9 protein-coding genes and 1 pseudogene are annotated in these 7,716 nt (G+C 40.5%); 4 read left to right on the plus strand and 6 right to left on the minus strand.

Annotated features, from left to right (window positions below; all coding sequences use genetic code 11):
- Positions 1 to 15 precede the first annotated feature (15 nt).
- Positions 16 to 234 (plus strand): annotated as a pseudogene (locus C200_RS07365) (transposase); the annotation flags it as partial.
- A gap of 124 nt (positions 235 to 358) precedes the next feature.
- The gene (infA, locus tag C200_RS07370) at positions 359 to 604 is read left to right on the plus strand and encodes a translation initiation factor IF-1 (protein WP_016211259.1); all 246 of its coding nucleotides are present in this window, start codon (positions 359 to 361) and stop codon (positions 602 to 604) included.
- 59 nt (positions 605 to 663) lie between these two features.
- Here the strand turns inward: infA and clpA are convergent, their stop codons facing one another.
- Positions 664 to 2,937, minus strand: a complete 2,274-nt coding sequence (clpA, locus tag C200_RS07375; RefSeq protein ID WP_016211262.1) for an ATP-dependent Clp protease ATP-binding subunit ClpA — start codon at positions 2,935 to 2,937, stop codon at positions 664 to 666.
- A gap of 54 nt (positions 2,938 to 2,991) precedes the next feature.
- Positions 2,992 to 3,345, minus strand: coding sequence for an ATP-dependent Clp protease adapter ClpS (gene clpS / locus C200_RS07380; protein ID WP_075273504.1), 354 nt, complete (start codon positions 3,343 to 3,345; stop codon positions 2,992 to 2,994).
- 189 nt (positions 3,346 to 3,534) lie between these two features.
- Between clpS and C200_RS07385 the strand changes: the two genes are divergently transcribed.
- Positions 3,535 to 3,828, plus strand: coding sequence for a cold-shock protein (locus C200_RS07385; RefSeq protein WP_016211261.1), 294 nt, complete (start codon positions 3,535 to 3,537; stop codon positions 3,826 to 3,828).
- 172 nt (positions 3,829 to 4,000) lie between these two features.
- Here C200_RS07385 and C200_RS07390 read toward each other — a convergent pair whose 3' ends face one another.
- Together C200_RS07390 and C200_RS07395 are read right to left on the minus strand one after the other, a co-directional pair.
- Positions 4,001 to 4,180 carry a hypothetical protein gene (locus C200_RS07390; protein ID WP_032126515.1) on the minus strand — a complete coding sequence of 60 codons (180 nt, stop codon included), beginning with the start codon at positions 4,178 to 4,180 and terminating at the stop codon, positions 4,001 to 4,003.
- A 75-nt stretch (positions 4,181 to 4,255) separates the two neighbouring features.
- Positions 4,256 to 4,867: a DedA family protein gene (locus C200_RS07395; protein WP_016211258.1), complete on the minus strand. Its 612-nt coding sequence runs from the start codon at positions 4,865 to 4,867 to the stop codon at positions 4,256 to 4,258.
- Between the two features lie 246 nt (positions 4,868 to 5,113).
- On the opposite strand from C200_RS07395, the gene C200_RS07400 reads away from it, so the two are divergent.
- Positions 5,114 to 6,430 (plus strand): AmpG family muropeptide MFS transporter, encoded by a 1,317-nt coding sequence (locus C200_RS07400; protein ID WP_032126514.1) that lies wholly within the window; start codon positions 5,114 to 5,116, stop codon positions 6,428 to 6,430.
- Between the two features lie 10 nt (positions 6,431 to 6,440).
- Here C200_RS07400 and C200_RS07405 read toward each other — a convergent pair whose 3' ends face one another.
- Together C200_RS07405 and adk are read right to left on the minus strand one after the other, a co-directional pair.
- The gene (locus C200_RS07405) at positions 6,441 to 6,809 is read right to left on the minus strand and encodes a thioredoxin family protein (RefSeq protein ID WP_016211263.1); all 369 of its coding nucleotides are present in this window, start codon (positions 6,807 to 6,809) and stop codon (positions 6,441 to 6,443) included.
- Between the two features lie 30 nt (positions 6,810 to 6,839).
- Positions 6,840 to 7,502 (minus strand): adenylate kinase, encoded by a 663-nt coding sequence (gene adk / locus C200_RS07410; RefSeq protein WP_016211265.1) that lies wholly within the window; start codon positions 7,500 to 7,502, stop codon positions 6,840 to 6,842.
- Positions 7,503 to 7,716 lie beyond the last annotated feature (214 nt).

A 7,716-nucleotide genomic window follows, 5' to 3' on the forward strand; every position in this document is an offset into this window, starting at 1 on the left:
TCGACAAGAATATAGAAAAATAAGCTCATGCCTATCATCGATAAAATTTTACTCAGAAAACGTGGAATTATTGAAAGTGTATTTGATCAACTTAAAAACATCTCACAAATCGAGCACTCTAGGCATCGTAGTGTCAACAACTTTATGGTCAATATTCTTGCTGGATTAGCAGCCTACTGTCTTCAGGAGAAGAAGCCATCGCTTAATATCCAGCGTAACCTATTGACCAGCTGAGTTATATCGAACTCACGTTAACTAGTTACTTTTAATTGAAAATCATGTATGATAGGCCCCATTCTGGCAAAAATCCCTAAATATTGGGGTGAATTTGCATAAAATTTAATAGTGAAGATGAGCAATGGCAAAAGAAGAAAACATTGAAATGGAAGGCACTGTCCTTGAAACATTACCAAATACGATGTTCCGTGTCGAACTTGAAAATGGTCATGTGATCACTGCCCACATTTCAGGACGCATGCGTAAGAACTACATTCGTATTCTAACGGGTGATAAAGTTAAAGTCGAAATGACTCCTTATGATTTGAGCAAAGGTCGCATTATCTTCCGTGGTAATGACCGTAAAAGTCAAAGCAGTCCAAGATAAAAATTAAAAAAGCCATCAAATCGATGGCTTTTTCTTAACTCAATAGCAAACCCACTTGCTTACACTTTTTCTTCTTGAAAATCTAAGCATAACTCACCCTCTTTTTGAGTAATATGCACCGCACCGCCATGAGAGAGCTTACCAAATAATAACTCCTCAGCTAATGGCCGCTTTAATACATTCTGAATCAATCGGCTCATCGGCCGCGCTCCCATTTTATGATCATAACCATGCTCAGCTAACCAGCCCCGTGCTTCTTCATCAATATCAAGCAGAATCCCCTTGTCATCTAACTGCGCTTGTAACTCACAAATCAGTTTATCAACCACATGCTTAATCACATCAAACGATAATGGCTTAAAGCGAATAATAGAATCTAAACGATTACGAAACTCCGGTGAAAATGCTCTTTTTACACTCTCAATACCGTCTGCTGCATGATCTTGCTCAAAAAAGCCATAAGAAGCACGAGATTCTTCAAATGCACCAGCATTGGTCGTTAAAATAACAATGGCATGACGAAAATCAGCCTGACGACCATTATTATCAGTCAACGTGCCATGATCCATCACCTGCAATAAAATATTAAAAATATCTGGATGCGCTTTTTCTATTTCATCCAGTAATAATACACAGTGTGGCTGTTTAGTGACTGCATCTGTTAATAGCCCACCTTGATCATAGCCGACATAGCCAGGAGGCGCACCGATCAGGCGAGCCACACTATGGCTTTCCATATACTCTGACATATCAAAACGAATCAGCTCAACACCCAATAGCTTGGACAATTGGCGCGACACTTCAGTTTTACCCACTCCCGTAGGACCTGCAAATAAGAACGAACCAATCGGTTTCGCTTCATCTCGTAAACCTGCCCGTGACATTTTAATCGTTGAGACTAAAGCTTCTATCGCCTCATCTTGACCAAAAATCAGTATTTTTAAATCTCGCTCAAGATTTTCTAACGATTTACGATCAGACGCTGAAACACGCTTTTCAGGAATCCGCGCCATTTTAGCAATGATTTTCTCAATATCTGTCACAGTAATTACTTTTTTGCGCTTATCCTGCTCACGCAGTCGTTGATACGCACCGGCCTCATCCATCACATCAATGGCTTTATCAGGTAAAAATCGATCCGGTATATAACGCGCAGACAGCTCAGCAGCAACTTTCAAGGCTGAGTTTGAATAACGAATATTATGATGCGCTTCAAAACGGCTTTTCAAACCTTTTAAAATACGGTACGTCTCATCCTCAGTGGGCTCAGTAATATCTATTTTTTGAAAACGTCGTGCTAAAGCACGGTCTTTTTCAAAAATCCCACGATATTCTTGATACGTCGTTGACCCCATACATCTTAGCTCACCGCTACTTAATAATGGCTTAATTAAATTAGACGCATCCATCACACCACCTGATGCAGCACCTGCACCGATAATCGTATGAATTTCATCGATAAATAAAATCGCATCTTTGACTTTTTGCAACTGACGTAAAACGGACTTAAAACGTTTTTCAAAGTCCCCTCGATATTTTGTCCCTGCTAATAGCGCCCCCAGATCGAGCGAGTAAACAACGCTTTCATTAATCACATCAGGCACATCATTTTCAATAATTCGCCATGCCAGTCCTTCAGCAATGGCCGTTTTTCCTACTCCAGCTTCACCCACTAAGAGTGGATTATTTTTGCGCCGGCGACAGAGTACTTGGACAACACGTTCTAATTCTTGATTGCGGCCAATTAAAGGATCAATAGCACCCTGACGCGCTTTCTCATTAAGATTCACAGCAAAACTCTCTAATGGCCCAACCATCGCCTCTTCAGCTTCTTCACCACGCTCACCACCACCTTGCGGAGATGGTTGATCATAATCAACGCTTGGATCATCATCATGAATTTTAGAGATGCCATGAGAAATATAATTAACTACGTCTAAACGGGTAATATTTTGCTGTCTTAAAAAGTAAACCGCTTGGCTATCTTGTTCACCAAAAATAGCAACCAGCACATTAGCACCCGTGACTTCAGTTTTCCCTGCAGATTGAACATGAAAAACAGCACGCTGCAATACACGCTGAAACCCCAACGTCGGCTGAGTATCACAATCATAATCATTACTTGGAATCAGCGGTGTTGTTTCATCAAGAAACTGTGATAATGAGTGACGTAAGCGCTCTAAGTCCGCCCCACAGACCTGTAAAACACTTGCCGCAGCTGTATTATCTAATAGTGATAACAATAAATGCTCAACTGTCATAAACTCATGACGCTTCTCACGAGCCACCTTAAAAGCCAAGTTAAGCGTCATTTCTAGGTCTTTACTTAACATAATACTTCTACCCCACCAAACCCAGCATGCAATACACGTTCTACACTCTCAACCCTACTGCCGATCAACTTCCATGATGCATAACAGAGGATAACCTGACTCTTTTGAATAATCATTAACTTGAGCAACTTTAGTTTCAGCCACATCACGAGAATAAAGACCACAAGTTGCACGACCTTTCGTATGTATCTCTAGCATGATTACCGTTGCCCTGTCCTCATCCATAGTGAAATATCGTTTAAGCACATCCACGACAAAGTCCATTGGTGTATAATCATCATTCAGTAGAACCACCTTATACATTGGAGGTACTTGCAATTTTGGCCGTGCGACCTCTGTTGCAATATCGCCCTCCATATCCTCTTTTTCGAGCGTTACATCTAAAAGTTTAGTCAATCTTTTGCTCATTCATTTCCTCCAGACGATCATCACCGCTAATCAGCAACAGCTCATTATATACTAACAAAGCATTTAAACAGAATTTAAGCCCTTGACGACACAGCTAAATATAGATCATTATAAAAGCTCAAATCAAGGGAAGAGCATCACACTTGTGAATGCTTGGTTTTAGTAGTTATCAACCCAAGGGACGTTGATATGGCAACAGGGTTCGTTAAATGGTTTAATAATGCAAAGGGATATGGGTTTATTCGCCCCGCAGAGGGAGGAGCCGACCTCTTTGCTCACTTTTCATCAATTGATATGGATGGTTACAGAACATTAAAAACAGGTCAGCCTGTCAGCTATGAAACCAACCAAGGCACAAAAGGCTTATATGCAACGAATATTTATGTTGATAGGGGCCTTGATGATCAGATGTTCAGTCATAATTTTTCAACTGAAACATCAATTCGCCCAAGTGCAAACACACCTAAGGGCTCGTCCAGCTAATCATCCAACTTAACTAAAAATAAAAAGCGTTGAGGAAAGCTTATCCGCTTTTCTTCGCGCTTTCTAATCAATTACTTTCTAAAATGCTGAAGTTACTTGATTCCTAATTTCAAAGCATTTAGAAGATCTAAACCCACTTTAATCAATATAACAGCAAGATTAAAACAATCGGTTACTTACCCTTACCTAAGGTTGCAGCAGCACTACCTTTTTGTAAAGATTGCACACTATGGCCTTTATCTACTGACGAAGTAGATTGTGTTGACTGCTGATCATGATGAGTCAGGCTACTACAGCCAACTAAAACAACAGATGCAGCAGCCAACAAAGCCCTCAAACAAGTCCTTTTCATCACCCTCTCCTAACGATATATAGCAAAAACTACCATTATCCATTACCCTGAGTGTAGTACAAGTCACCTTAGATTTCAGACTTCAGATCGCTTAGACCTACGCCCTCGCCAAATAATAACAAAAACCAAAATGACTAAGATAACAAACACAATCAAAGCCACACCTTTGTAATGACCAAGGTGCTTTAATAATGCTTTTAACGCCATACCAAAATAATACCCACCAAGTATAAACGTCGATGACCATAATACCCCACCAATCACATCAAAGATAAAAAAACGCCGCCAAGACATTTTTGTTGTCCCCAGTACAATAGGGATCGCAGTTCGTAAACCATAAGCGTAACGCAGTGCTAAAATTAACCAAATATCATATTTTTCTAATAAATTTTGTACATAAACTGCTTTTTTCTCAATTTTCGGCCAACGAGCAAGCAGTGGCCCTCCCCAAAATCGGCCTAAGGCAAACAGTAATTGATCATGAATCGTACTACCAATAACGGAAATAAAAATAAGCAAAGGCAAATGAAAAGAACCATATTTACCAAAAGAATGTGCAGCTTCTATTCCTGCTAATAATAAAAAAGTTTCCCCTTCTATAAAAGCCGCAAAAAACATCATGGCATAAATATGCTGCTCTAACCACAGCAAAGTCGGGGTAATATATAGGCATATCCAGTCTAGCACTCAATTAGCTCCAAAAATTCAGCGTTAAGTCTAACATAAAGTGAACATCAGTGGGACTGAAGAAACAATAATCTCTATCGCCAACATACAAAATAAATGATAATCTAACATTGTTAGAGACAGATGAATATAAAACAGTGCCAGTTCAGGGAAATCACTTTGTCTTAAGCCTCAGAAAAACTTGATTTAAAGCATAACTATCTCAATATTTATTTATAATTTAGAGTGATATAATTTAGGAGCTCTATGGTGTCTAAGTCCTCATGGCAAACTTATTTATATGCGTTAACCAAGCGCCGTATTCTCACTGTTTTTTTGCTGGGCTTCTCCTCAGGATTGCCTTTTGCGCTTATCGCCGGAACATTACAGGCTTGGTTTACTACCGCAGGCTTAGACCTTAAAACCATTGGAGCTGCGAGCCTCATTGGCTTGCCTTACACACTAAAGCCGTTTATCGCCCCTATCATTGATCGTTATCGCCTACCCTTACTCGGCCGCCGTCGTGGCTGGCTGCTGCTGTTTCAGTTTGCACTTCTTATTGCCATTTTATTCATGAGCACGCTAAAGCCAACCCATAGCGTATTGGTTTTAGGACAGACAGTTCCTTTACTCATGATCATCGGTGTATGCGTTGCCTTCTTCTCTACCTGTCAAGATATCGTTATTAATGCCTATCAAACTGAAGTTTTGTATGAAAACGAACGCGGCCTAGGTGCCTCACTTGGCGTTACCGGTTGGCGTATTAGCTTTATTCTCTCAGGATCAATTGCCCTGATTCTTGCCTCACACCTGGGTTGGCACCTAACATATATCGTGATGAGTTTATGCATGCTGATTGGTGTTTTTGCCACTCTTTTTGGACCTAACCCCGACAATGAAGGTCAACCCCCAATGACTTTTGTCAAAGCTATTTATGAGCCTTTTGTTGACTTTTTCTCCAGGCAAAAACTACCTACCGCCCTGCTCGTTATTTTACTGATTTTAACCTATAAAATCGGTGATGCATTGGCACTGGCACTCAATACCACCTTTTTAATTAAAGGGGTTGGCTTTTCACTGGATGCGATTGGCGTTATTAATAAAAATATTGGCATTATCGGCTCAATTGCCGGCGGCATTATCGGTGGTTTATTGATGCTAAGGCTCTCTTTATTTCGCTCATTAATGCTATTTGGACTTGTTCAAGCCATCGCTAACTTAGGTTATATGTGGCTAGCTATTGTTGGCAAAAATTATAGTGTTTTCGTGATCACAGCCTTTTCTGAGCACTTTTTTAGTGGCATGGGAACTGCTGCCTTTGTCGCTTTATTAATGTCACAATGCAATTTAAACTATACCGCAACCCAATATGCCTTATTTACCTCACTCTCATTATTTGGCCGCACCTGGCTCGGCCCTATTGCCGCCAGCATGGTTGATCACTTTGGCTGGGCGCAATTTTTCTTCTGGAGCTTTATTGTTTCGCTGCCGTGCTTGTTTTTTGTCTGGCTGTTACGTCATAAACTAGAAAAAGATCATCAAGATAGAATCAATAAACAAGGACAGGAAGTCGCCTGTTCCTAAAATTAATCAATTAACTTAAAAATTGCTTCGCCATATGCTGGTGAATATCACTCATATCTAAAGATTTTGCCTGCTTGATTAAGTCATTGACAACATCAAAGGGCAACTCACCCGTCTGATCGGCGACCACAACATTTTTCTTAAAAATCATCAACCGTGGAATAGATCGCACATGAAATTCACGTGCAAGTTCAACCTCTTTCTCTGTATCAATCTTAGCAAAAACAACATCCGCATGCTCTTTTGCCACCTCGACAAACACCTTATCAAAAGAGCGACAAGGCTCACACCAATCAGCATGGAACTCAACCACTGTTAACTCATTATCTTCAACGGTTTGATCAAAATTCTCATTGGTTAAACACAGCAAGGTTTCCATCAGCACACCGCTCCTATCTCCATAATATTGTTATGATTGATGATTTATCCCATCACAAATACGCTGTTCAATCTCAGCAACATCACCAATGCCTTTCACTTTAACATAATGAGGCGCAAATGCACCGCCTTCTTTTAGCCATTGCTGATAATAATCGATCAACGGCGAGGTATGCTTATAATAAATATTGAGCCGATTACGAACAGTTTCCTCTGTATCATCATCGCGCTGAACCAAAGCTTCACCAGTCATATCATCGACCCCCTCACGTTTAGGCGGCTGATACTCAATATGATACGTACGCCCTGAAGGCAAATGAACCCGTCGCCCACTTAAGCGTTTAATAATTTCTTCGTCAGCCACATCAATTTCGATCACAGCATCAATTCGCACAGCAGCAGCTTTTAAGGCCTCCGCTTGAGCAAGGGTCCTTGGTACCCCGTCGAGTAAAAAACCCTTTTCACAATCTTTTGCTAAAATACGTTCTTTGACTAAACCAATAATGACTTCATCCGAAACTAAACCACCCTCATCCATAATCTTTTTAGCTTCCAGGCCGAGAGGCGTGCCTTCGCGTATTGCACCTCGCAGCATATCCCCGGTAGAAATTTGTGGAATTCCATAGCGTGTAGCTAATCGTTGTGCTTGGGTTCCTTTACCCACCCCTGGAGCCCCCAGTAAAATAATGCGCATCTCTCTTATTACCTTTCAGTCACTAAAAACATAAACACTGATTCTAACATAAATCAATTCACACTTGGATCAAATAAAAATCACATTAATTTTCTGCATCAAGCCAGCTATAGCGCTGGATTAACAGTTTCTGACATAATATCAGTAGGTTAAAAAATACAATAAGGAAAAACGATGCCTTCTCCTTACAGTTATGACTTAAGAATTCGAGCAC

Origin of the sequence: Piscirickettsia salmonis LF-89 = ATCC VR-1361 (assembly GCF_000297215.2) — a bacterium.
GTDB lineage: Bacteria > Pseudomonadota > Gammaproteobacteria > Piscirickettsiales > Piscirickettsiaceae > Piscirickettsia > Piscirickettsia salmonis.

Excerpts from the sequence above, each read along its gene's own strand:
- infA (WP_016211259.1), top strand. The coding sequence starts at position 359 with ATGGCAAAAGAAGAAAACATTGAAATGGAAGGCACTGTCCTTGAAACA.
- clpA (WP_016211262.1), bottom strand. The coding sequence starts at position 2,937 with ATGTTAAGTAAAGACCTAGAAATGACGCTTAACTTGGCTTTTAAGGTG.
- clpS (WP_075273504.1), bottom strand. The coding sequence starts at position 3,345 with ATGAGCAAAAGATTGACTAAACTTTTAGATGTAACGCTCGAAAAAGAG.
- C200_RS07385 (WP_016211261.1), top strand. The coding sequence starts at position 3,535 with ATGGCAACAGGGTTCGTTAAATGGTTTAATAATGCAAAGGGATATGGG.
- C200_RS07390 (WP_032126515.1), bottom strand. The coding sequence starts at position 4,180 with ATGAAAAGGACTTGTTTGAGGGCTTTGTTGGCTGCTGCATCTGTTGTT.
- C200_RS07400 (WP_032126514.1), top strand. The coding sequence starts at position 5,114 with ATGGTGTCTAAGTCCTCATGGCAAACTTATTTATATGCGTTAACCAAG.
- C200_RS07405 (WP_016211263.1), bottom strand. The coding sequence starts at position 6,809 with ATGGAAACCTTGCTGTGTTTAACCAATGAGAATTTTGATCAAACCGTT.
- adk (WP_016211265.1), bottom strand. The coding sequence starts at position 7,502 with ATGCGCATTATTTTACTGGGGGCTCCAGGGGTGGGTAAAGGAACCCAA.